The sequence below is a fragment of the Kribbella sp. NPDC002412 genome (assembly GCF_053592935.1).
Genome location: NZ_JBSFBL010000034.1, coordinates 76899 through 99817, shown reverse-complemented (window position 1 = coordinate 99817; position 22919 = coordinate 76899). Strand labels below are relative to the sequence as shown.

21 protein-coding genes are annotated in these 22919 nt (G+C 71.0%); 15 read left to right on the top strand and 6 right to left on the bottom strand.

The features are described 5' to 3' along the window. The 7 genes from ACWCOV_RS25870 to ACWCOV_RS25840 form a co-directional block, all read left to right on the top strand. A partial coding sequence (locus tag ACWCOV_RS25870; RefSeq protein WP_449831889.1) for a universal stress protein occupies nucleotides 1-462 on the top strand: 462 nt, incomplete at its 5' end. A gap of 107 nt (nucleotides 463-569) precedes the next feature. Beyond that, entirely contained in the window at nucleotides 570-1061 is a 492-nt protein-coding gene (locus ACWCOV_RS25865; protein ID WP_449831888.1) for a flavodoxin domain-containing protein, read from the top strand. Further along, a complete protein-coding gene (locus ACWCOV_RS25860; RefSeq protein WP_449831887.1) occupies nucleotides 1058-2593 on the top strand; it encodes an FAD-dependent oxidoreductase in 1536 nt (511 codons plus the stop codon). Before ACWCOV_RS25865 ends, ACWCOV_RS25860 begins: the two co-directional genes overlap by 4 nt. Before the next feature lie 135 nt (nucleotides 2594-2728). After that, nucleotides 2729-3622 (top strand): ATP-binding cassette domain-containing protein, encoded by an 894-nt coding sequence (locus ACWCOV_RS25855; protein ID WP_449831886.1) that lies wholly within the window; start codon nucleotides 2729-2731, stop codon nucleotides 3620-3622. Beyond that, nucleotides 3619-5205, top strand: a complete 1587-nt coding sequence (locus tag ACWCOV_RS25850) for an ABC transporter permease (RefSeq protein ID WP_449831885.1) — start codon at nucleotides 3619-3621, stop codon at nucleotides 5203-5205. Before ACWCOV_RS25855 ends, ACWCOV_RS25850 begins: the two co-directional genes overlap by 4 nt. A 91-nt stretch (nucleotides 5206-5296) precedes the next feature. Then, nucleotides 5297-6199 (top strand): ABC transporter ATP-binding protein, encoded by a 903-nt coding sequence (locus ACWCOV_RS25845; protein ID WP_449831884.1) that lies wholly within the window; start codon nucleotides 5297-5299, stop codon nucleotides 6197-6199. After that, complete coding sequence (locus ACWCOV_RS25840) at nucleotides 6196-6957, top strand: ABC transporter permease (protein ID WP_449831883.1); 762 nt, start codon at nucleotides 6196-6198, stop codon at nucleotides 6955-6957. The genes ACWCOV_RS25845 and ACWCOV_RS25840 overlap by 4 nt, the downstream gene beginning before the upstream one ends. 49 nt (nucleotides 6958-7006) lie before the next feature. Here the strand turns inward: ACWCOV_RS25840 and ACWCOV_RS25835 are convergent, their stop codons facing one another. After that, on the bottom strand, nucleotides 7007-7429 hold the full coding sequence (locus tag ACWCOV_RS25835; protein ID WP_449831882.1) for an Hsp20/alpha crystallin family protein: 423 nt from the start codon (nucleotides 7427-7429) through the stop codon (nucleotides 7007-7009). Nucleotides 7430-7563: 134 nt separating this feature from the next. On the opposite strand from ACWCOV_RS25835, the gene ACWCOV_RS25830 reads away from it, so the two are divergent. After that, entirely contained in the window at nucleotides 7564-7995 is a 432-nt protein-coding gene (locus ACWCOV_RS25830) for a hypothetical protein (RefSeq protein WP_449831881.1), read from the top strand. Continuing rightward, a complete protein-coding gene (locus ACWCOV_RS25825; protein WP_449831880.1) occupies nucleotides 7995-8402 on the top strand; it encodes an HPF/RaiA family ribosome-associated protein in 408 nt (135 codons plus the stop codon). The genes ACWCOV_RS25830 and ACWCOV_RS25825 overlap by 1 nt, the downstream gene beginning before the upstream one ends. On the opposite strand, the gene ACWCOV_RS25820 is transcribed toward ACWCOV_RS25825, so the two are convergent. Continuing rightward, entirely contained in the window at nucleotides 8380-10953 is a 2574-nt protein-coding gene (locus ACWCOV_RS25820; RefSeq protein ID WP_449831879.1) for a cation-translocating P-type ATPase, read from the bottom strand. The genes ACWCOV_RS25825 and ACWCOV_RS25820 overlap by 23 nt on opposite strands. 238 nt (nucleotides 10954-11191) lie before the next feature. Here ACWCOV_RS25820 and ACWCOV_RS25815 point away from each other — a divergent pair, with 238 nt between their 5' ends. After that, the gene (locus ACWCOV_RS25815; protein ID WP_449831878.1) at nucleotides 11192-12214 is read left to right on the top strand and encodes a lysylphosphatidylglycerol synthase transmembrane domain-containing protein; all 1023 of its coding nucleotides are present in this window, start codon (nucleotides 11192-11194) and stop codon (nucleotides 12212-12214) included. A gap of 19 nt (nucleotides 12215-12233) precedes the next feature. On the opposite strand, the gene ACWCOV_RS25810 is transcribed toward ACWCOV_RS25815, so the two are convergent. The 3 genes from ACWCOV_RS25810 to ACWCOV_RS25800 all read right to left on the bottom strand — a co-directional run bounded on the left by ACWCOV_RS25810 (nucleotide 12234) and on the right by ACWCOV_RS25800 (nucleotide 14903). Then, on the bottom strand, nucleotides 12234-12911 hold the full coding sequence (locus ACWCOV_RS25810; protein WP_449831877.1) for a CBS domain-containing protein: 678 nt from the start codon (nucleotides 12909-12911) through the stop codon (nucleotides 12234-12236). Then, complete coding sequence (locus ACWCOV_RS25805) at nucleotides 12886-13110, bottom strand: hypothetical protein (RefSeq protein ID WP_449831876.1); 225 nt, start codon at nucleotides 13108-13110, stop codon at nucleotides 12886-12888. Before ACWCOV_RS25805 ends, ACWCOV_RS25810 begins: the two co-directional genes overlap by 26 nt. Before the next feature lie 104 nt (nucleotides 13111-13214). Further along, on the bottom strand, nucleotides 13215-14903 hold the full coding sequence (locus tag ACWCOV_RS25800; RefSeq protein ID WP_449831875.1) for a SulP family inorganic anion transporter: 1689 nt from the start codon (nucleotides 14901-14903) through the stop codon (nucleotides 13215-13217). 130 nt (nucleotides 14904-15033) lie between these two features. On the opposite strand from ACWCOV_RS25800, the gene ACWCOV_RS25795 reads away from it, so the two are divergent. The 5 genes from ACWCOV_RS25795 (at nucleotide 15034) to ACWCOV_RS25775 (ending at nucleotide 20111) form a co-directional block, all read left to right on the top strand. Next, complete coding sequence (locus ACWCOV_RS25795; RefSeq protein ID WP_449831874.1) at nucleotides 15034-15477, top strand: pyridoxamine 5'-phosphate oxidase family protein; 444 nt, start codon at nucleotides 15034-15036, stop codon at nucleotides 15475-15477. 86 nt (nucleotides 15478-15563) lie between these two features. Beyond that, nucleotides 15564-17321 carry a GAF domain-containing protein gene (locus ACWCOV_RS25790; protein ID WP_449831873.1) on the top strand — a complete coding sequence of 586 codons (1758 nt, stop codon included), beginning with the start codon at nucleotides 15564-15566 and terminating at the stop codon, nucleotides 17319-17321. A gap of 95 nt (nucleotides 17322-17416) precedes the next feature. Then, nucleotides 17417-18391: an Acg family FMN-binding oxidoreductase gene (locus ACWCOV_RS25785; RefSeq protein WP_449831872.1), complete on the top strand. Its 975-nt coding sequence runs from the start codon at nucleotides 17417-17419 to the stop codon at nucleotides 18389-18391. Next, a complete protein-coding gene (locus ACWCOV_RS25780) occupies nucleotides 18388-18747 on the top strand; it encodes a hypothetical protein (protein ID WP_449831871.1) in 360 nt (119 codons plus the stop codon). The genes ACWCOV_RS25785 and ACWCOV_RS25780 overlap by 4 nt, the downstream gene beginning before the upstream one ends. Then, entirely contained in the window at nucleotides 18744-20111 is a 1368-nt protein-coding gene (locus ACWCOV_RS25775) for an MBL fold metallo-hydrolase RNA specificity domain-containing protein (protein ID WP_449831870.1), read from the top strand. The genes ACWCOV_RS25780 and ACWCOV_RS25775 overlap by 4 nt, the downstream gene beginning before the upstream one ends. On the opposite strand, the gene ACWCOV_RS25770 is transcribed toward ACWCOV_RS25775, so the two are convergent. Beyond that, nucleotides 20112-22808, bottom strand: coding sequence for a bifunctional acetate--CoA ligase family protein/GNAT family N-acetyltransferase (locus ACWCOV_RS25770; protein WP_449831869.1), 2697 nt, complete (start codon nucleotides 22806-22808; stop codon nucleotides 20112-20114). Nucleotides 22809-22919: the final 111 nt, after the last annotated feature.

Sequence of the window (22919 nt, the reverse complement as noted above, 5' to 3'; positions counted from 1 at the left end):
CCGGTGGTCGCCGTACCCGCCGGCTGGACACCGCAGCCGGACGGCGAAGTGGTCGTCGGGGTCGACGGTTCGGAACGGTCCACCGCAGCGATCGACTTCGCGTTTCGGCACGTCGACCGGAGCGGCGCGCGGCTGACCGCCCTGCTGGCCTGGCACGACCCGGTGAGCATCGGCCCGGGCGACATGGTCCCCGTGGTCTTCGACCTCGATGCCCTCGAAAAGGAGAGCGCAGTGGTGCTCGCCGAGGCGCTCGGCGGCCACCTGGCCGACTACCCGGACATCAGAGTGACGCAGAAGCTTGTCCACGCGGCCGCGGCCGACGCGCTGCTGGATGCGTCCAGGTCCGCCCAGTTGGTGATCGTCGGGTCGCGCGGACGCGGGGCGGTCCGCGGCCTGCTGCTCGGGTCGGTCAGTCGCGCTGTCCTCCACCACGCCCACTGCCCGGTCGCCGTCGTCCGCTGACCGGGGCCGAGAGTCCCTGTGTTTCAAGGCCATCCAGCCCCAGCGGACAACGCGACGACGTGCCCACGATGAACTAGGAGCACTGTGCCGCGGAGAGGATACAGATGATGTCCGGGAAGGTGCTGGTGGCGTACGCCACCAGGATGGGCGCGACCGCCACCATCGCGGCGGCGATCGGCGCCGAACTGCGAAGAGCCGGTCACCAGGTGGAGGTCCACGAGGTCACCGACGTCAAGGCCGTCAGCGAGTACGGCGCCGTCGTACTGGGAAGCGCCATCTACTTCGGCCGCTGGCGCCCCGAGGCCGTAAGGTTCCTCCGGGACCACGCGCGCCAGCTACGCAGCCGGCCGGTCTGGTTGTTCCACAGCGGCCCGATCGGGCCTGGCCGGGATGTGCCCCAGACGGTCCCGGCCGACGTCGCGCGGCTGGCCGCGAAGCTCGGCGCGCCGCCCGTGAAGACCTTCTCCGGAAACCTCCAGCCGGACACCGCTGCCGGACGCCTCGCGCACCGGGCCCGGGTCGACACCATGGTCGGCGACGCCCGCGACTGGCCCCAGATCCGCATCTGGGCCGACGAGATCGCAGCCGCCTTGTCATGACCGACGTGCTGGTGGTCGGTGCTGGGCCGACCGGGCTCACCACCGCTCTGCAGGCTGCCGCGCACGGAGCCACTGTTCGCGTGGTGGAACGACGACCGGACGCATTCCGTCCGTCGCGGGCCCTCATCGTGCACCCGCGGACACTCGAGTGTCTCCGGCCGCTCGGCGTGACTGGCGAACTGCTCGACCGCGGCGACAGCTCTCCGCGCGCCGAGCTCCACCTGGGCCACCGGCGGGTGTCGGTCGAGCTGTCCGGCCTCGACCTGCCCGACACCTCCTTCCCGCATCTCACGTTGGTACGGCAGGCCGATGTCGAGGCAGTCCTGGCGCAGGCGTTGACCCTGCGGGGCGTGGAGATCGAGCGCGGAGTCGAGCTGACCGACGCCGCGTTCGACGGCGACGGCCTGGTACGGGCCACGCTCTGCTCGGCGGCCGGCACCGAGGAGACCACGTGCCGGTTCGTGGCGGGCTGCGACGGCCCGGACAGCACGGTACGGGGCCTGGCCGGGATCGGCTGGCGTGGTGCGTCGTACCGGCAGGAGGTCGTGCTCGCCGACGTCGAACTGACCGGCGGCCTCTCCCCCGGCGTCGTCCATGTCGCCGCCGGACGCAATGGGCTGCTGTTCGTGTTCTCGCTCGGCGAAGGCGCGACGTGGCGGCTGCTCGCAACCCGCCCGGTCCGCGGCGCACCCGATGCCGCGTTCGGGCAGCCAGGTGGGGACGTCCCGGCGACAGAGCTCCAGCACGTGATCGCCGACTCAGGTCTGCCTGCCACCATCGAGGAGCTCAGGTGGTCCGCCAAGATCCGGCTACAGCACCGGCTGGCCGCGGCGTACCGGTACCGGCGGCTCTTCCTGGCCGGTGACGCCGCGCACACGCACTCGCCGGCCGGCGGGCAGGGCATGAACACCGGGATCCAGGACGCGGTCAACCTCGGCTGGAAGCTCGCGTACGCCGCCGGTAGCGAACCATCCTCCCAGTTGCTGGACTCGTACGACCGGGAGCGCAGACCGGTCGCCCGCAAGGTGCTGGCGATGACGCATCTCATCTTCTTCGCGGAGGCCTCGACGCACCCGCTGCCGGCCTTCCTCCGAGGGACATTGGCTCCGTTGGCCGCGCCGGCGGCGCCTGTGCTGATGCGGCAGCGGCGGCTCCTGGCCGAAGGCGTCCGCACACTGTCCCAGCTCCGGGTGAACTACCACGGCAGCCCTCTGTCGCGGACCGGTACAGCGCCGGCGGACCGGCACCTCCAGCCGGGCGATCGATTGCCGGACGCAACGGTGACCTGTGACGGCCGGACAGTCCGGTTGCACGAACTGACAGCCACTCCCGGAGTCCACCTCCTGCTCTCCCGCGACGCCCAGCAGCCCGATCCTCTCGGCCCGCGGGTCCACGTTCATCGTCTGACCAGCCGAGCGGGTCACGACGTCGTCGCGGTCCGCCCCGACGGGTACGTCGGCCTGCACACCGGGCCGGCCGATCCCGCCGTCCTCCGGTCCTGGCTCCAGCTCGTCGGAGCGAGCTCGCGCTGACCGACGCCGGTCAGGTCGGCCGGCGTCGGAAGTCCCGGTCCGCTCCGGGACCAACCGCCCTTGCGGGCACCCGGGACCGCGGCGGATCGTCGTACTGACCGATGACTCGTAGGCAGGCACCTTGGGGAGGCGCGGATGACCTCGGCGATCGCGGTGACCGGGTTGGTGAAAACGTTCGGGCCCACGCGGGCGCTGGACGGGCTGGACCTGGAGGTGACGACCGGCGAGGTGCACGGATTCCTCGGGCCCAACGGTTCGGGCAAGACGACCACGATCCGGATCCTGCTCGGGCTGCTGCGCGCGGACGCCGGCACGGTCCGGCTGCTCGGCGGCGATCCCTGGACAGAAGGCGTCGCGCTGCGGGCCCGGCTCGCGTACGTGCCGGGTGACGTGACCCTGTGGCCCGGGATCACCGGCGGCGAGGTGATCGACCTGATGGGAAAGCTGCGCGGCCGGCTGGACCGGCGCCGGCGCGACGACCTGCTCGAGCGGTTCGACCTGGATCCGCGGAAGAAGGCCGGCACCTACTCCAAGGGCAACCGGCAGAAGGTCGGGCTGATCGCCGCGCTCACCTCGGACGCGGAGCTGCTGCTGCTCGACGAGCCCACCTCCGGCCTGGACCCGCTGATGGCGGCGGAGTTCCAGCGCTGCATCGAGGAAGTGAAAGCCGAAGGGCGCACCGTGCTGCTGTCCAGCCACATCCTGGCCGAGGTCGAGGCGCTGTGCGACCGGGTCAGCCTGATCAGACTCGGCCGGACCGTGGAAAGCGGCACGTTGACCGAGCTCCGGCACCTGACCCGAACCTCGATCTCGGTCGAGACGATGCGTCCGCTCGACGGGATCACGACGCTGCCGGGTGTGCACGACCTGGCCGTCGATGGCAACCGGGCGGCGTTCGACGTGGACACCGCGCACCTCGACGAGACCATCCGACATCTGTCTGCCCTGGGCGTCCGCAGCCTGACCAGTACGCCGCCGACGCTGGAAGAACTCTTCCTCCGGCACTACGACAGCCAGGCCACGTCGTGAGTGCGGCCGCGGGGACCGGCACTCTGCTGCGCTTCATGCTGTGGCAAGAACGCCGGAGCCTCCCGTGGTGGCTGCTCGGAGCGGGCCTGCTGCTGGGGTTCCAGTCGGTCGGCAGCCAGGACCTGTACGACACACCCGAGAAGCTCGCCGCCCTGCGGCAGACGATGACCGGGAACACGGCGCTGCTCGCGATGAGCGGTCCCGAACGGCTGCTCGGCACGATCGGTGGCGAAGTCGTCTTCGAGGTGTTCGCGTTCCTCGCGATCGTGATTGCGTTGATGAACATGTTCCTGGTCGGGCGGCACACCCGGACCGACGAGGAGACCGGCCGTGGCGAGCTGATCAGATCGACCCGGATCGGCCGGCGCGCACCGCTGGCGTCCGCGCTCTGTCTCGCCGTACTCGCCGACCTGGCCGTCGCGCTGGTGCTCTTCGGCGCGGCCGCCGGCACCGGTCTGCCACTGTCCGGTTCCGTGGTGGTCGCCGCCGCGGGCGCAGGGGTCGGCATCGCCTTCGCCGGCCTGACCGCGGTGGCCGTGCAAGTGTTCGAGAATCCCCGGTCGGTGTACGGCGCGGTCGGCGTCGCGATCGGCGTCGCCTTCGTGCTGCGAGCCGCCGGCGACGTCGGCAATCCTTTCTGGTCATGGTTGTCTCCCATCGGCTGGGGTCAGCGCACCTTTCCCTACACCGGCGACCGGTGGTGGCCGCTGGTGGTGCCGGTGGCCGTCGCCGCCGTCCTCGTGACGGTCGCGGTGGCGTTGCTGGAACGGCGCGACTTCGGCGACGGCTTGCTGCCGTACCGGCGCGGCCGGGCCACGGCCTCCTGGGCACTGGGCTCCCCGCTCGGACTGGCCTGGCGCCTCCAGCGCGGTTCGATCATCGGCTGGACGGCGGGCCTGCTCGTGCTCGGCGTCGCGTACGGCTCGTTCACCGACTCCATCCAGGACTACGTCGCCGACAATCCCGAGATCGCCGACTTCCTGCCCGGCGGCGCCGCCGACGTGGTGAACTCCTACCTCGCCCTGGTCATCCTGTTCTGCGCGCTGCTCGCGTCGGCGTCTGCCGTGGCCGGCGCGATGCGGGCCCGGCACGAGGAGACGTCCGGACGGGCCGAGCCGGTCCTGGCTACCAAGGTCAGCCGCTGGTCCTGGCTCGGCGGACACGTCGTCGTCGCGCTGGCCGGCAGCGCACTCGCCCTGGCCGCTGCAGGCTTCGGCCACGGCCTGGCGTACGGCGTCGCCATCTCCGACCCTGGCCAGCTCGCCCGGCTGACCGGAGTCGCCCTCGTTCACCTGCCTGCCGTTTGGCTGGTGGTCGCGATCGCCGTGCTGGCGATCGGCTGGCTACCGCGAGCCGCCGGAGTGGTGGCCTGGACAGTGGTCGGCTACTGCGGTGTGGTCGCGGTCTTCGCCGAGTCCTTCCATCTGCCTGCCTGGTCACGCCAGGCCTCGCCGTTCGTCCACCTCCCGAACGCCCCACTGGACAACGTCACAGCCACTCCCCTTGTGGCCGTGGGCGCCTTGGCAGCGGCCGTCCTCCTCGCCGGCTTCCTGGGCCTCGCCCGCCGCGATTTCGGATACTGATCAGAGCACCCGGCGTTCAGGGCAGGAAGTCCCGGTGGCGGCGGGTTGTTCGGCACTGCTGGATGTCGTTGTCCTGCGGTGTAGTTGACTCATGACGGACGCTGCCGGGTGGATCGAGGTCTCCGCCCTGACCAAGGAGTTCGGGACGGTGCGCGCCGTCGACGACCTCAGCTTCGCTGTCGCTCCGGGCACGATCACCGGGTTTCTCGGGCCGAACGGCGCCGGCAAGACCACGACTTTGCGCTGCCTGCTCGGGCTGGTGGCCCCGACCGCCGGCACCGCCACCATCGGTGGTCTGCGGTACGCCGAGCTTCCGGATCCGTCCGGCACGGTGGGCGCCGTACTCGAGGCATCCGGCTTCCACCCGGGGCGCACGGCCAGGAACCACCTGCGGATCCTCTGCGCCGCGAACGGGTATCCGGTACGGCGAGCCGACGAGGTGCTGGACCTGGTCGGACTGCAGCCGGCCGCGCGACGCAAGACCGGGGAGTACTCCGCCGGTATGCGGCAACGGCTCGGACTCGCGGCCGCACTGCTCGGTGAGCCTCAGGTGCTCCTGCTGGACGAGCCCGCGAACGGTCTGGACCCGGAGGGGATCGCCTGGCTGCGCAAGTTCCTCCGGCGGATGGCGGCCGAGGGCCGCACGATCCTGATCTCGAGCCATGTGCTCAGTGAAGTCGAGCAGACGGTCGACGACGTCGTGATCATCGACAAGGGCTCGCTGGTCCGCCAAGGCGGCCTCGCCGAGCTGGCCGCCGGGCAGGCACGACCTGTCGTGGTCCGCGGGCCGGAGCTCGACCGGTTGGCCGCGGCGCTGCCCGATCGGGCGGCCCTGGCGCGCCGCGACGGCGCGTTGGTCGTCACCGGTCTGCGCCCCGAAGAGATCGGGCACGTCGCCTTCACCGAGCACGTCGAGCTGCACGAGCTGACCGCCGAGCGCAGCGACCTGGAAGACATCTTCTTCGCCCTGACCGGTGGCGGTGGGTCCCGATGACGAAACTCGTTCGTGCCGAGTTCACGAAGCTGTTCAGCACCCGGCTGTGGCTCTGGATGCTCGTCGGCGCGGTCGGCCTGACCGCGTTGTTCATCGGCCTGACCATCGGGCTGGAAGGGCGGCCCGAGAACCCCGGCCCGCCGCTCGACTCGGCGCAAGGACAGCAGTCGCTGTTCAGCTCGGCCGGCGCCGCGACGGTCTTCACCGTCGTCCTGGGCATCATCGCGATGACCGGTGAGTACAGGCATCAGACCATCACCGCCACGTTCCTGGTCACTCCGCGACGCGGCCGGGTGGTGGCCGCGAAGGTGATCGCGTACGCGCTGGCCGGCCTCGGGATCGGCCTCGTCAACGTCCTGGTGGCCGTCGCGATCGCCGTACCCTGGCTGCGGGCCAAGGACATCGGCATCTCGCTCACCACGAACGGCATCCCCGCGACCCTGCTGGGGGTCCTGCTCGGCTTGGCGATCTTCACCGTGATCGGCGTCGGTATCGGCGCCCTCGTTCGCAATCAGGTCGCCGCGGTGACCGCAACGCTGGTGTACTCGCTCGTCGTCGAGTCCTTCGTCGCGTTGCTGCCGACGATCCGCGACTACTTCAAGTACTTCCCCGGCGGCGCCTTCAGCGGGCTGACCAACAGCTACCAGCCGGACGTGAGCTTCCTCGGCGCGTGGCAGTCCGGCCTGCTCCTGCTCGGGTACGGCGTCGTGTTCGCGGTGCTCGGCGGCGTCCTGACAACGCGCCGAGACATCAGCTGAACAGCACCGGCCCGGCCGGGGCGCCCCGGCCGGGCGGGTTCGGGTGGAGTCACTCGGTCCGGTCGATGGTGATCGTGCGCGCCTCGGCGGGCTTCGCCGTGATCGGCACAGTCACCTCGAGGATGCCGGCCGCGTACTTGGCCGCCACCGCGTCCTCGTCGGCTCCGTCGGGCAGCATCACCCGGCGGGTCAGCGAGCCGTAGTGGAACTCGGACCGGGATCCGTCGCGCTCCTCCTGTTGACGAGTCGCCGCGATGGTCAGAATGCCGTTCGCGACCTCGACCTTGATGTCCTTGTCCGGGTCCATCCCGGGCAGCTCGGCGCGGACGACGTACTTGCCGTCCTCGGTGAACTCCTCGATCCGGACGCCACGCAGCGTGGCCGGCCAGGTGAACATGCTCGGCAGGCTCTCGGCCCAGTCGAACAGGTCCACGAACTGGCGCCGGTTGTCCCGGTGCTGGAGTGTCGTCATAGTCTCTCCTCTCCGCTGTACCTCCTCCTGCTTCCACCACAGCGCGCCGGCCCGTCCTGCCCCAGGGGCCTAGGCACCGTGCGAAACGGACCTTCGGCCCTGACCGGGCGCTCGCCCGACTCCTACCGTCGGAGATGACGGAAGGGGTGGAGATGCGGGTCAGGCTGCGGGATCTGCTGGCCACGGGACTGATCGTCGCCCTCGTCCTGCCCTATCTCGCCTTTCTGGCGGTGGGGGAACTGCCGTTGATCGACACCACCCGGGACATGACCGCCGTCGCGCTGATACTCGGCGGAGCCGTCATCTACATGCTGGTGAGCGCCGAGCAGTACGACGCACTGGGCTGGTTCGTCATGGCCCTGGCCGGTGCGGGCGCGCTGGCAGGCCTGCTGGCGCTCGGCCTCACCGGTTCGCCGGTCGCCGGCGTCCTGCTCGCCGTCTTCGTTGCCCTGGTCATCGTGATCTGGGCGGTCGAGCTCGCCGAGCACACCACGTTCCCGGCCCAGCCCGGCGGTCGGCTGGAAAGGGGTTCGAGACGGAACACGATCCCGGCGAGGAGGACGTGATGACCAGCAAGGAGCCCACCATGAAGGCCCAACCGAACACGACACCGGAGCAGACCGGCAGTCGAGTGCAGCTCACCGTGCGCGGCCCGGTGCCGCGCACGGTCGCGGCCTACGCCACCACGAAGATCGACCACGTCCTGAACTGGACGCCGGACCGCGTCCAGCACCTGCACGTCGTCGTCACCCTGGCGAACGAGGAGCACGACGAGGCAGCCGGGATCGAGGTCGAGGCCGTCGTCGACGGGACGCCGATCCACGTGCACGCGAAAGCCCCGACTCTGACCGAAGCCACCGACGCGGCCAGTGACCGGCTCCGCCGCCAACTCACCGACCGCCGCGAGCGCGCGCGGTCACGGCGCCGGCGCGGCGTGCCCAAGCACGCCGTCACGACAAACCTCGCCGACTGAGGAGCTTGGCGGTCGTGTCGGTGAGCAGGAGAACGATCGCGGCGCCGCCGGCGAACAGCCAGCCCTGGTACGACGGCCAGTCGCCGCCGAGCAAGCCGGACAGTTGTGGTACGCCAAGGAAGGCGGTCAGCAGGGCCAGCTCGGCGAGCACGGCGACGAGCAGGGCGCGGTTGTGGGTCGGCGGGATCTCGAACACGGTGTTTCGCTCGCTCCGGCAGGCGAACGCGTTGCCCAGTTGCGCGAGGCCGATCACGGCGAACGCCGTACCGGACGCGATCGCGAGTCCGGCGCTGGTCGGCTCCGCGCCCAGCTGCCAGCCGTGGCCCGTCAGCACCACCAGGAAGGCCGTCATCGCGAGCAGGGCCTCGACTGGGCCGAGGAGACCGAACGCCCGCACGAGCAACGCCCGGTCGACGATCCGGCGATGTCTTGCCGGGCCGTCCAAGGTACGCCGGCCCGGCGGTTCCACACCGAGCCCGAGGGCCGGCAGCATGTCGGTCCCGATGTCCAGCGCGAGCACCTGCAGCACACCGATTGCCAACGGAATCGACCCACCGGACAGCGCCCACACCGCGAACGGCGCCAGCTCGGCGACGTTGTCGGTGAGCTGGTAGGTGAGGAAGCGCCGTACGTTCGAGAACGTGGCCCGGCCCAGCCGGATCGCGGTGACGATGCTGGCGAAGTGGTCGTCGAGCAGCACCAGGTCGGCCGCGGCCCGGGCCACATCGCTGCCCGAGGCGCCCATCGCCACACCGACGTCCGCTTCGCGCAGCGCGGGCGCGTCGTTGACCCCGTCACCGGTCATCGCCACGACATGACCGCGGGTCCGCAACGACCGCGCGATCCGCAGCTTGTCCGCAGGTGTCACCCTGGCGACCACCACCCCGTCGGCACGGTCGAGCAGCTCGCCGAGTTTCTCGTCGTCTGCCGGCAGGTCCTCGCCTGTGACCACCAGTCCGCCGGAGCCGAGCAATCCGACCTCACGGGCGATCACCTCCGCGGTGGCCGCGTGGTCGCCGGTCACCATCGCAATCCGGACACCCGCCCGGCGACAGGTGGTGAGCGCCTCGTGCACGTCCGTCCGTGGTGGGTCCTCGAGACCCACCACGGCCAGCAGCTCCAGAGTGTCCGGGCCGAGCTCCAGCCGACCGTCTCGAACCAGTATGCCGCTCGCCTCGGCCACCGCGAGCACTCGACGCCCCCGCCTCGCCAACTCCTCGACGGCGCCGGCTGCGTCCGGCCCACGCTCGACTCTGCAGTACGGAAGCAACGCATCGGGGGCGCCGATCACCGCTGTGTTGCCGTTGACAACTACCGCGCTGTACCTGGTTTCACTGGTGAAGGTGACCCGGTGGCTGACGGTGGCGCGGTCGACGGGCGGTACTGCGAGGCGCCGGGCGAGCACGTCGAGGGCGACCTCCATCGGATCGCCCTCGGCGACCCAGCGATCGCCTGCACGCACCGCACGGCCGCGAATGCAGGCGCCCGCGGACGCGGCGGCTCTGGCAGCGGCACTCATCGCCCTCGGATCGCCCGCGGCCGCGCCGGACGGGTCGTAGCCGTCACCAGTCATCGACACTGTCCCGCTCGGGGTCCAGACGTCCAGCACCTCCATCTGGTTCTTCGTCAGGGTCCCCGTCTTGTCCGTGCAGACGAACGTCGTCGCGCCGAGCGTCTCGACCGCGTCCAGACGACGGACCAGGGCGTTTCCGTGCGCCATCCGCTGCGCGCCGCGCGCCAGCGACAGCGTCACAGTCGGCAGCAATCCCTCCGGAACCAGCGCGACCATCACCCCGACGCCGAACAGCAACGCCTCGGTGAAGCCCAGGCCGAGGGCCAGCGACACGGCGGCGAGTGAGACACCGACTGCCACCGCGATCGTCGCGATGATCCGGATCAGCCGATGGAGCTCGAGGGTCAGTGGGCTCGGCGGCCGGTCCGCACTCTCGGTCAGCGACTGGATCCCGGCGAGCCGGGTGTTGCCGGCCACCCCGGTCACGACCGCCTCACCCTCGCCCTGCACGACGTACGTCCCGGCGAAGACGCCGGCCCCGGCCGACGGGCGCACCGGGACCGATTCGCCGGTCAGCATCGACTCGTCGACGGCCAGCCCGTGGACCGTGGTGAGGCGCAGATCGGCGGAGATCCGGTCGCCCGCGGTCAGCAACACGAAGTCGTCCCGCACCAGCTCGGCGGCCCCGATACTCGTGACCTGCTCGTCACGGATCACCTGGACCCGGGTGGGGAGGAGGTCGCGCAACCGTTCAGCGGCGCGGTCCGCGCGGTACTCCTGGGCGAACGCGAAGACGCCGTTCAGGACGACGATCACCACGATCGCCGCGGCCAACGGCGCAAGGCCGGCAGCCAACGCCAACGCGGCGGCGACCCACAGCATCACGGCGAACAGATGCGTCAGCTGCCCCGCCAGCAGCCGCCACGCCGGCACGCGCCGGGCCGGCGGCAACTCGTTCGGCCCCTCGGCCGCTAGTCGCCGGGCGGCCTCGGCCGACGACAGGCCTCGGGCACTCAGGGTCTTCTGCGAGCTGGGCATCACCACCTCCGCGTCGAGCATCCCGGTCCGGGGACTGCCGGCAGCAGGGCCCAACGTCCCGATTTCGGAGCCGAACGGATCTGCACCGCGACCGCCCGGGATGCCAGCCTGCAAGTGAGAGAAAGGAAACCGCCATGCGAGCATCACCAGGCGACTGGCTGGTCGTTCCCGGACCGGGCGCCCACATCCTGACCGCGGAGCAGATGCACCACCTGCGCGACCGCTGAGCCGGGCAGCCGTGCTGACCCCGTCGGCCCCGCGGACGAGGTGGCCCACCCTGCTGCGGTCGGCCGCTTCGTTGCTGATCCTGGTCGTCCTGGTGAAGTACGTGGTGCTGCCGAAGCTCGCCGGTGCGGAGGACTCGCTGCACCTGCTCGCCGAGATCCGGCCCGGATGGGTGGCTCTGGGTGTCGGGCTGGAGGCCTTGAGCCTGCTGTGCTACTCACTGTTCACCCGCGCCCTGCTGCGGACCAGCCCGATCCGGTTCTCCTGGATCCTGCGCTCCGACCTGACCGGCTTCGGAGCCAGTCATGTCCTGCCCGGAGGCGGAGCGACCGCGACCGCCATCCGCTTCCAGTTGCTCGTGTCCGGCGGCGCTCGCACACCCCAGGTGACCGCCACCATCGCGGCGGAAGGAGTCGGAACCTGGCTCGCGCTGGTCCTCGTGACCTGGCTGACCGCAGGCGCCGCCCTGCTACTGCTCGATGCGGCAGCCGGCTATCTCGCGGTGGTCCTGATCGGCACGTTCGCTATCGCCTGCGGGCTGCTCGCCGTACGGGAGCGGTCGATGGTCGAGCGACTCGCGGGCCGGCTGCTGCGCTGGACGCTCCGCCGGCTCCCCCAGCGGGTTCGGCCGTGGACCGTGTCCGTTGCGCTGCGCCTGCGGGAGCTGCTCGCCGATCGCGAGGTGCGGAAGGCCTTCCTGGTGTGGGCCACGGCCAACTGGCTGATCGACGCTGCCGCACTGTGGGTCTTCCTCGCCGCGTACGGCGAGCGAGTCCAGCCCGTCGTCCTGCTGCTCGCCTACTGCGCGGCGAGCCTGGCCGCAATCCTCCCGATCACTCCGGGCGGCCTCGGCGTGGTGGAAGGCGTGCTGATCTCCACGCTGCTCGGCTTCGGGGTGCCGGCCGACGCCGCGGTACTCGGGGTCCTCTCCTGGCGACTCGTCCAGTTCTGGGTGCCCGTTCCGGTGGCCGGCCTCTGCTACCTCTCGCTCCGCGCGGAGTCCCACACGCGCTGGTTCCGGCGCCGCACCCGTTGAGCACGGCGCCGGGTGCCCGTCAGGGGACTTGGACAGGAGCGGTGTCGTCGAAGACCCAGGACAGGCGGTTGACGACCCCGACCACACCGTCGACCTCGGTGGTCAGTTTCTCGGCGACCTCGGCCATGCTACGGCGATCCACCTCTCCGGAGAGCGTGACGACACCGTCCTGCACGCTGATCTCGAGTCCGATCGGGTCCTCCCACAGCGCGTGCTGGACGACGTCACGCCGAACCCGCTGCTCGATCCGCTCGTCCGGCGCCAGGAACGCCTTCAGCAGGTCCGACCGGGTGACGATGCCGGTCAGGAAGTCGCCGTCAGCGTCGGTCACGATCAGCCGGGTGATCCCCCGCGCCGCCATCAGCCGCGCCGCCTCGGGAATCGTCGCTCCCTGCTCGATCATCACAGCGGGATGCGACATCAGGTCGGCCGCCCGCAGGCCGGCGGCCTTGGACCGGGCCCGGTGCCGCCACCACCGCAGCGCCCAGGGCGGGCGTACGGAACGCTGGAACTCCTCCTTGCGCAGCAGGTCCGTCTCGGAGACGACCCCGCCAACGCCGCCGAACCGGTTGATCACCGGCACTGCGCTGATGTGGTGCTCGGCCATCAAGGTCACGATGACCTTGTACGGCGTGTCCTCGGGGACCGTGACGACGTCGGGCGTCATCACGTCAGCGACGGTCAGCAGATGCCTCATCGCCCGCTCCCATCGACTCAGCCATGTCCTGCTGGCGCATCAGGCCACCGCCGATACCGGGACCACTGTCGTCTGCCATCACCAGCGTGTAGTCCGGGCCCGCGGGCTGCAGCCGCCAGCCGAACAACTGGCCGTAGAACGACGTCATCCGCGCGAGATCGCGGCCGCCGATTTCGAAGTGGATCACCGGATTGGTCATTCTCCTCACCTCCACGGTTCCTCTCACTTCCACCGAACGCCCGCGTCCGTCGCCGGCCCAGGGCCGAAGTCCTTCCAGCAGGCAGCGAAGGTCCTGCCGCAGGCTCAGGGGCGGGGCTCGGTCTGCTCGCGGAACGCCTCGACCGCGGTCGGGAGGGTGTAGAAGATGCGTTCCGGACCGAGGCGGTCGACGAAGCCGACGGCGGTCAGGACGTCGCGGAGGTCCTGCTTGACCCGGGCCATGGCAAGGACGATGCCGCGCTCGGCGAGCTCCTCGCGCAGCGAGTCGAGGGCGTCGATGGCGGTGATGTCGACCTCGACGTTCGCCTCGGCGTTCAGCAGGAGCCACCGGACCGGGTCCTCGGCGGCGTCGACCGCGGCCAGGGCCCGGCGGCGGAAGTCCTCGGCGTTGGCGAAGAACAGCGGCGAGTCGTACCGGTAGACGACCAGCCCCGGCACGGGGCGCGCGTCGGGGTAGTCGTCGATGTCGTGCATCCCGGCGATCCCCGGGACGTAGCCCAGGATCCCGTCGTGCGGCCGGGCGACGCGGCGCAGGAGGTCCACGACGGACAAGGCGACCGCGACGAGCACGCCGTACAGGACGTCCAAGGCGATCACACCGGCTGTGGTTGCCAGCGCCAGTACCAACTCGCTGAGCCGGAAGGTGGCGATGCGCCGGAACTCGGCCAGGTCGATCAGCCGCAGCGCCGCGAAGACCACGAGCGCGCCGAGGGCGGCGGCCGGGAATGTCGACAGCAGCGGGCCGGCGAAGAGCAGCGTGGCGACGATGCAGGCCGCGGTGACGAGGGAGTACACCTGGCTCTTTGCGCCGGAGGCTTCCGCGACCGCGGTCCGGCTGCCGCTGCTGCTGAGCGGGAACCCGCGGACCAGCCCGGCCGAGACGTTGGCCAGCCCAAGGACCAGGAACTCGCGATCCGGGTCGATTCGCTCGCCACCTCTCGTGGCGAACGCACGGCCGGTCAGGACCGTGTCGGTGTAGCCGACCAGGGCGATCCCCACCGCCGGCAGCGCCAGCAGGCCCACGTCGTGCGCGCTGATGTCCGGAAAGGCAGGCACCGGCAGCCCGCTCGGCACCTCGCCGACCAGGGCCACACCCTTGTCCGCCAACCCGGCTGCCCAGGTGACCAGGGCGGCCAGCGCCACCATGATCAGGGGACCCGGGAGCCGCGGCGTCCAGCGCGCCATCACCAGCAGCAGAACCAGCGCGGCTGCCGACAGCACGACCGGCGCCAGCTGCCACTCACCGAACAGGCGGACCGCTGACACCACCTCCGCAACCGGCGTGTCACCACTCACCGGAGCGCCGGTGAGGCGTTTGAGCTGGCTCGTCATCATGATCACCGCAATGCCGGCCATGTACCCGACCAGCACCGGTTTCGACAGCAGATCTGCCAGGAAGCCGAGTCGGGCGAGCCAGCCGATCACGCAGATGACTCCGACCAGCAGTGCCAGTACGGCGGCCAGCGTCGCGTAGCGCGCAGGATCGCCGGCGGCCAGCGGGCCGATCGTCGCGGCGGTCAGCAGCGCGGTCGTCGACTCCGGCCCCAGCGACAACAGGCGCGACGTACCGAGCAGGAAGTACAGCACCAGTGGAGCCAGCGCGACCCACAGCCCGGTCACCGGAGGCAGACCGGCCAACTGCGCATAGGCCATCACCTGCGGCACGAAGTACGCCGCTACCGTGACGCCCGCGACCACGTCCGACCGCAGCCACTCCCGCTTGTACTGCCGAAGCAGCGCGACTCCGGGAGCCGACAACGTCCAACCGGCCACTCGTCCCTCCCCCTCGCCGAACCGTCCCTGTCCACAGTCTCCAGAGTCAGGGACCTTCGACCCTACTGACGCGCCCGTCCGGAAGCGATTGTGAACACATGGACGCCCCGTCCACCGTCCGGAGGATTCGATGACCACGATCAGCCTGTTCGACCACTCACGCCTGGAGATCATCAGTACGGCGGAGTGCTTGCGCTTGCTGAGCTCCGTCCCGCTCGGGCGGCTCGTCTACACGTACGGCGGCCTCCCGGCGATTCGCCTGGTCAACTTCGTCGTCGACGACGACACGCTCGTGTTCAGCACGGGCCCCGGCGACAAGCTCCGGGCCGCCGAGCGGGGCGACGTGGTGGCATTCGAGGCAGACGACGTGGATCTGGAGCGCCACCTCGGCTGGACGGTGACCGCGGTCGGCCACCTCTCGGTCGTCACCCCGGACGAATCCACCGCGCTCCGCCGTACTCTGCCCCTGCACTCGTGGCTGCCGATGGACGACCCGCACCTGGTCCGGCTCGGCATCGAGTCCCTCCACGGCCGCCGCCTCGTCCCCTGGGGCAAGCGCCCACGCACCGGCTGACCGCCGCTCGACGCTGCGGTGGGCACACGGTCGGCTTCGCACCGCGACCGTTCACAATCGGCCCGGACCTTTCGTATGGTGGACCCGTGGCTCAAGACGCGCGGCCGGGGCGGGGCAGCTGGGACGAGGGGGCGCTGGAGTTCGCAGGGCTCTCCCGTGTACGGCTCGATGCCCTGCTACAGGAACTGCTCGGCCGGGTCGACGAGATCATGGAGTCCCAAGAGCGGCTCCGCGCCCTCCTGGACGCCGTCGTCGGCATCGGCGCGGACCTCGACCTGAACAGCACGCTGGACCGGATCGTCACCGCCGCCTGCGAGCTCGCGAACTCCCGGTACGGCGCGCTCGGCGTCGTCGGGCCGGACGGCAAACGACTCGTCCGGTTCATCACGCACGGTGTCACCGACGAGCAGATCGCCGCGATCGGCCCGTACCCCGAGGGGCACGGCATCCTCGGCCTTCTGATCGACCACCCCGAACCGATCCGCCTGGCCGACCTGGCCGAGCATTCGCGGTCGTACGGCTTCCCGGCCAACCACCCGCCGATGAAGACGTTCCTCGGCGTGCCGATCCGCACCAGGGAACATGCCTTCGGCAACCTGTACCTGACCGAGAAGACCGGCGGCGCCGAGTTCACCGAGGACGACGAACGCACCGTCACCGCACTGGCGGCCGCGGCCGGCGTGGTGATCGACAACGCCCGGCTGTACGCCGACACCGAGCAGCGCCGCCGGTGGCACGAGGCGAACGCCGAGATCACGCAACTGATGCTGGGCCAGTTCGACTCCGACGAGGCACTCCACCTGATCACGCGGAGATCCCGCGAGGTGTCCGGCGCACACGTCGCGGCCGTCCTGCTCGCCGATGCGGAGCAGGACCTCGTGGTGCGCGCCGTCGACGGCCCACCCGAGTTCCAGCGCTTCCGCGGCCGCCGCGTCCCCGCCGACGGCATTCCGGTGATCAGCCGGGCCGCCTCGGGCAGCGGCGAGCAGGTGGTGATCGAGGACCTCGCCCAACTCCTCAAGGACACCGGCGGCGTGACCGAGTTCCCGGAAGGCGCCAATCTCGGCCGTACGACGATCGCGCCGCTGCCGCCCGGCTCCTCCGGCACCGGCGGCCTACTCGTGGTGGCGGCCGAGCAGGGGGCGAACTTCCGGGTGACCGAGGGCGCCGACCTGGTCCAGTTGTTCGCCGGCCAGGCCACCCTCGCACTCGAACGCGCCCAGGCGCAGCGTGACCGCGACATGCTCGCCGTCCTCGAAGACCGCGACCGGATCGCCCGGGACCTGCACGACCTCGTGATCCAGCGCCTGTTCGCTACCGGGCTGCAACTGCAAGGCATGCAGCGGCTCGCCCGGCCCGAGCACCAGCAACGACTCCACCGCGCGGTCGAGGACATCGACACCACCATCCACGACCTGCGCGCCGCGATCTTCGAGCTCCAGCAGGCACCGGACACCAGCTCGCTGCGGGGTGACCTCCACGCCCTGGTCGCGGAGTACACCGAGCCGCTCGGGTTCCGGCCGCAGCTCACCTGCACCGGGCCCATCGACACCGTCGTGCCGGCCGCCGTCCGGCCGCAGATCCTCGCCACCGTCCGCGAATCCCTGTCCAACGTGGTCCGGCACGCTCAGGCGTCGCACGTCACCGTCGAGATCGTGGTCGACTCCGAACTGGTCGTTGCCCGGATCGCCGACGACGGCGTGGGCATCGGAGGCAGCCGCCGGTCGAGTGGTCTGCGCAACCTGACCGAGCGCGCTCAGGCACTGAACGGGACCGTGCAGGTCACCGACAACGAGCCACACGGCACTGTGGTCGAGCTCCGAGCGCCCGTCAGCGACGACTGACCGCCGAACGGCCTCCCAAGTCGGGACTCTTGACCGCAGCGAGGCCCTCTTCCGAGGGGTCAGGCTGGGGTAAGAGCCAGTGGGAGGAGCCTCCGGTGTCTGACCAGCAACTGCCGGCGAAGGACGTCGACATCCTGCTCGCCGCGGCCGTCGCCGCGCCGAGTATGCACAACACCCAGCCGTGGCGGTTCGCGGTGAAGGGCCGCGTGATCGACGTCTTCCTCGACGACTCACGCACCCTGCCGGCCGAGGACCCGACCGGCCGGGCGATGCGGATCGCGGCCGGCGCCGCGACGTTCAACCTGCGCTGCGCGGCCGAGTCGCTGGGCTACGGGACCTGGCTCGGACTCGCGCCGTACCCGGAGGAACCCGACCTGCTCGCCCGGATCGTCGTCGAGCCCACCGGCACGCCCGACGAGGAACTGCGCGACCTCGCCGAACAGATTCCGAAGCGCCACACCGGTAGGGGCCCGTCCGGCGCCGATCCGTTGCCGCAGAGCATCCGGGTGGCGCTCGTGCGGGCGGCGTACGCCGAGGGCGCCGAGCTGACCTGGCTCGACGAGCCGGAGGTCCGCGCCGTCCTCGAGATGGTCGTCGACACCGACCTGCGCGAGATCCACGACTGGCGTCGGCGCGCCGAACGCGCCCGCTGGGTCGGCGGCGAGCGCCCGGACGACGGCGTGCCCAGTACGGCGCTCGGACCACGGTCCACCAGCTACCCGGCAGCCGTCCGCGACATGGGTACCCGACCGGTCGACCGGATGCGTCAGGAGACGAGCTTCGAGGCTCATCCGGACCTCGCCGTACTGTCCACCAGAGGCGACGAACCCGCCGACCAGGTCGCGGCCGGACTGGCGCTCGAGCGCGTGCTGCTCACCGCGACCCGGGACGGTGTCACCGCGTCCTTCCTCAACCAGCCGCTCGAGTTCGACGACCTGCGCAGAAAGGTGCAGCGCCTCACCCAGCAGCCGGGACACGCCCACATGATCATCCGCTTCGGCCATGGCCGTCCGTCCGAAGGGACCGCGCGCCGGCCTGTCGCCGACTTCCTCGACAAGGAGCAGTCATGACCACCTCACTGCAGCACGAGATCGAGCACTGGGAGGCCGAGCTCGACCGCCTCGCCGAGACCAGCGCTTCCGAGAGCTGGCTGGTCGAGGAGCGCCGCCTGGCCGAAGCGCAGTACACCCTCACCGCGTACCGCAGCCGCATCCTGCCGCTGTTCGCCTGCCGGCAGCAATACGACGCGATCGTCGCCGACGAGATGATTCACCTGCTCGACCGGCTCGAGGACCTCCGCGACGACCTCTTCAGGACCGTTCACCCGGTCGACTCGCACGAGCACGTCGCCGAGACCGTCGCGGCTCTCCGCGTCCTCGGCCACATCGCCTACCGCTTCGACCAAACCCTCGAAGCCGCCCGATGACCAGCCTCACCTTTCTCGGCGCCGCCGGGACGGTGACCGGCAGCAAGTTCCTGCTCGAGCACGACCGGCACCGGGTGCTGGTCGACTGCGGCCTCTTCCAGGGCGACGCGCGCTGGCGCCGGCGCAACTGGGACCCGTTCCCGGTCGATCCGGCCACCATCTCCGCCGTCGTCCTGACGCACGCCCACCTGGACCACTGTGGGTACCTGCCCGGCCTGGTCAGGCAGGGCTTCCGCGGCCCGGTGATCTGCACACCGGGTACGGCGGAGGTGGCAGCGATCGTGCTCCGCGACGCAGCCCACCTCCAGGTGGAGGATGCGCAGCACGCGCGGCTCGAAGGCTACTCGCGGCACGATCCGCCGCTGCCGTTGTTCGACACCGACGACGCCGAACGGGCGATCCACCTGTTCCGGCCGGCCACCGACCGGGTCGAGCTGCCTGGTGGCATCACGGTCGCCCTGCACCGGGCCGGCCACATCCTCGGCTCCGCGTTCGCCGTACTCGAGCTGGACGGTCGCCGGCTCCTGGTCAGTGGGGACCTCGGCCGCCAGGACCACCCGTTGCTGCTGCCGCCCGCGACTCCTCCGGCGGTCGACACGGTCCTGATCGAGGCGACGTACGGCGACCGCCGCCACCAGCCGCTCGACCACGCCCGGCTCGGACGGCTGATCAGGACGACAGCAGAACGCGGCGGCGTGGTGCTGATCCCGGCCTTCGCCATCGACCGTACGGCGGTCCTGCTGCACGAGCTGACCGCACTCGCCCGAGACGGCCTGATGCCCAGGCTCCCCGTCTACGTCAACAGCCCGATGGCACTCGCCGCGCTGAACGTCTACCGCTCGGCCGTCAGCAACAAGGCTCCCGAGCTGCGGCCGGAGGTCGTCGGCGGCCCGGATCCGTTCGATCCCGGCGATCTGCGCCTGGTCCACTCGGTGGAGGAATCCATCCGGATCAGTGACCCCGGTCGCCCGTCGGTGGTGATCTCGGCCTCCGGGATGGCGACCGGTGGCCGCGTCCTGCACCACCTCGCCCGACTGTTGCCCGGGGCGCGCAACACCGTCGTGCTCCCCGGCTTCCAGGTCCCCGGAACCCGCGGCCGGGCGCTCCTCGACGGTGCCCGCTCGGTCAAGATCCACGGCCGGTACGTCCCGGTGCGGGCCCGCATCGTCGGGCTGTCCGAGTTCTCCGCGCACGCCGACTCCGGCGAACTGGTGCAGTGGCTCTCCGCAGCTCCGCAGCCGCCCGAGCTGGTGTACGTCGTCCACGGTGAGGACCACGCCCGCGCCGAGCTCGCCGCGCGGATCCAGGACGAGCTCGACTGGACCGCCGTGACGCCCGGCCACCTGGAGCGGGTCAGGCTCTGATCAGGGGCGCATCCGGCGCGCGTACCAATCCGGCTCGGGAGTTGCCGGGGTGAGGCGCATCCGGACGTCGACCGCGAACGCGCCGGCTGCGCCGGCGATCAGCGGGTTGATGTCCAGCTCGGCCAGCTCGGGGACCAGCTCGGCCAGCCACGCGATCCGATGGATCACGTCCAGCACAGCCGCCTGGTCCGCGGCTTCCGCACCTCGGTAGCCGGCCAGCAGCACCGCACACCGCAGTGATCGCACCATGTCGGCCGCGTCCAGGTCCGTCAGCGGGAGGCCTCGCCACTGGCGATCGGCCAGCAAGTCTGTCAGGACACCACCGCTTCCGGCCATGACCAGCGGGCCGAACAGCGGGTCTCGCACCACACCGACGAGCAGTTCGGTCCCACTCGGGGCCATCGCCTGGATCACGACGTTCGGGTCCTGGGCCGCCGCGGTGACTTCGTCGTACGCGGCCGCCAGTTGCAACTGGTCGGCCAGCCCGATCCGCACTCCCCCGATGTCGGTCTTGTGCAGGGCTGTCGGTGACGCGGTCTTCAGCGCGACCGGGTAGCCGATCGACTTCGCCACCCGGATCGCCTCCGCGCGGGTCGACACCCCGGTGACCGGGATCGCGGCAACGCCTGCGCACTGAAGCAGCCGACCGACCTCCACCTGGTCCACCCAGCCGCCCTCAGGACGATTCCCGAGGAAGTCCCGAACCACCGCTCGCGCGCCGGCTGCATCGACCCGGGCAAGCTCCGGTACGGCGCCCTGCGGACGAGCCCGCCACTCGGCGTACCGGACGGCATGGGCCAACGCCCGAACCGCGCTCTCCGGGAACGGGAACACCGGCAGCCGCCGCCCACCCACCACCACGATCTCCGGAGCAGCGTCGAGCGCACCGACGCAGTTCACCAGGATCGGCAGCCCGGAACCGGCGGCCGACTGGGCGATCGCGTCGTAGATCTCGTCGACATGCCCGGCGCGGGTGGCCGCATAGTTGACCAGCACCGCGTCGACCTCACCGCTGTCTGCGATGAGGTGCAAGGCCCGGCCAAGGCTGCTCGGTGACGCAGCCGCACCGAGGTCGACGGGATTCACACTGCCGACCGCGCCGAGCCCCATGAGCTCCCGCTGTACCGCATCGCTCAGCTCGGGCAGGTCCAGACCCAGCCGTCCGGCCGCGTCCGCGGCCAGCACCCCGGCACCGCCGGCGTTGCCGACCACAGCCAGCCGGCGGCCGCGCGGCAGCGGCAAGGCAGCCAGGACGCGAGCCGTCTCGACCAACTCCTCGAGGGTGTCCATCCGCAGTACGCCGGACTGCGCGAACAACGCATCGACCGCGGTCTCCGGGGTCGCCGCGGCGGCGGTGTGCGAGGCACCAGCCCGCCGGCCCCCCGCGGAACGGCCGCCCTTGACGACGAGGATCGGCTTCGTCCGGCCGACCAGCCGCGCCAGCCCGCCGAACTTCCGCGGGTTGCCGAACGACTCCAGGTACAGCCCGATCACCGCGGTCCGTGGATCACCCCACCAGTGCAGCAGCAGATCGTTGCCGCTCACATCGACCTTGTTGCCGAGCGAGACGAACTCCGAGACGCCGAGCCCGCTCCGGCCGGCCTGGTCCAGCACCGCGACTCCGACCGCTCCGGATTGTGCCGCGATCGCCAGCGCGCCGGGCGTCGGCGACACCTCCGCGAAGGTCGCGTTCAGGTTCACGGCCGGGTCGGTGTTCACCAAGCCGATGCAGTTCGGGCCGATCAACCGGATACTGTGCCGGCGCGCGACCTCCAGGATCTCCTGCTGGGCCGCATGACCCGCCGTCCCCAGCTCGGAGAACCCGGCGGTCAGGACCACGGCCCCGGCGACGCCCTTGGCTCCGCAAGAGCCCAGGACGTGTCGCACCTGCTCGGCCGGAACCGCGATCACCGCGAGGTCGACGAACCCCGGCACATCCTCGACCGAGGGGTACGACGGCAGGCCGGCAACCCGGTCGGTGTGCGGATTCACGGCGTACACCGGTCCGGTGAAGTTGCCTCGGACAAGGTTCTGGAGCACTTCGTGACCGATCCCACCGGGTGTGCGGCCGGCCCCGATCACCGCGACCGCGCGCGGGGCGAAGACCCGGTGCAGCGATCTGTCCTCGGCCGCACGTTCACGATCGGCCATCCGCTCCAGCGTCGACGGCCGGTACGCCGTGTCCAGCACCAGTTCGACGACGCCACTCTCCAGGCGCCGTACCTGCTCGAAGCCCGAGTCGGCGAACACCCGCAGCATGCCGGCGTTCTCGGCCAGGGTGTCGGCGCGGAGCCGCTGGACCCCGTTCTCCCGCGCGGTCGCGGCGAGCTGCTCCAGCAGCAGTGTCCCGATCCCCCGTCCCTGCACCGAGTCCTCCAGCAGGAAGGCCATCTCGGCCTCGCCCGGCCGCAGCGGCTCGTAGCTCGCCACACCCACCACTCGGTCGTCGTACTCGGCCACCAGCGCGACGTGACCGTCGTGGTCGGCCACCAGGTGGTGCATGTGCTCGTCGGCCATCGACCGGCTGATCCCGAAGAACCGCAGGTACATCGACCGATCCGACACCCGCTCGTTCATCGCTCCCAGCGCCGGTTCGTCGTCCGCCCGCACCGGCCGGATCCGCACCACCGACCCGTCCGAGGCCAGCACGTCCCATCCCGCCAGGAGCCGGGCACCCGGCCGCTCGACCGTCGTCATGACGTCTCCTTCCGATACCCCACCAGCTCACCCCGGCCGGGCAGGTCCGGGCCAGAGCCGTAGGGACCCGCCGGGGCGGGACCTTCGACTCTGGGGGCGGGCGCCGGCCGG